General features: G+C 70.0%; 1 pseudogene. It reads left to right on the forward strand.

Annotation, left to right across the window (positions count from 1 at the left end):
* Positions 1 to 608: pseudogene (locus JCM19049_RS16065) on the forward strand (SDR family oxidoreductase); the annotation flags it as partial.
* Between the last annotated feature and the right edge of the window lie 216 nt (positions 609 to 824).

The raw sequence follows: 824 nt of genomic DNA on the forward strand, positions 1-824 counted from the left end.
GCGCTGAGCAAGGTCGCCAACGAGGTCGGCGGCACCGCCCTGCAGCTGGATGTCACCGCCCAGGACGCCGGGCAGCGGATCATCGAACACGCCGCCAGCGCCACGGCCGGCTGGACCTGGTGGTGCACAACGCCGGGATCACCCGGGACAAGCTGCTGGCCAACATGGACGCCTCCCGCTGGGATTCGGTCATCGCGGTGAACATCGCCTCCCAGCTGCGGATGAACGAGCAGCTGCTGGCCGCGGACCTGCCCGGGCTGCGCGTGGTGTCCCTGGCCTCCACCTCCGGGATCGCCGGCAACCGCGGGCAGACGAACTACGCCGCCTCCAAGGGCGGGGTGATCGGCATGGTGCGCGCCAGCGCCGCGGACTTCGCCGCCCACGGCGGGACCATCAACGCGGTGGCCCCCGGATTCATTGAAACCGACATGACCGCCAAGATCCCGCTGGGTACCCGCACCGTGGCCCGCATGGTGATGCCCTCGCTGATGCAGGGCGGGCTGCCGCTGGACGTGGCCGAGACCATCGGCTTCCTCTCCTGGGACGCGTGCGCCGCGATCAACGGGCAGACCCTGCGCGTGTGCGGCCAGTCGCTGGTGGGGGCCTGAAATGGGTATCGAAATCGTTGACCAGCTGCCCACCATGGGCCAGGTCTACGCCCGGACGGTCAAGACCCTGGGGCGCAAGGCCAAGAACCGGTGCTGCCCGAGCTGACCCTGGTCAAGCACGGGGCGCAGGCCGATGCCAGAAGCTGGCCGAATTCCGCCGCGCCGTGGGCGCGCGCATGAACGGCCAGCTGCCCAGCCTCTACGTGCATTCGCTGG

It is taken from the genome of Arthrobacter sp. JCM 19049, assembly GCF_001310435.1.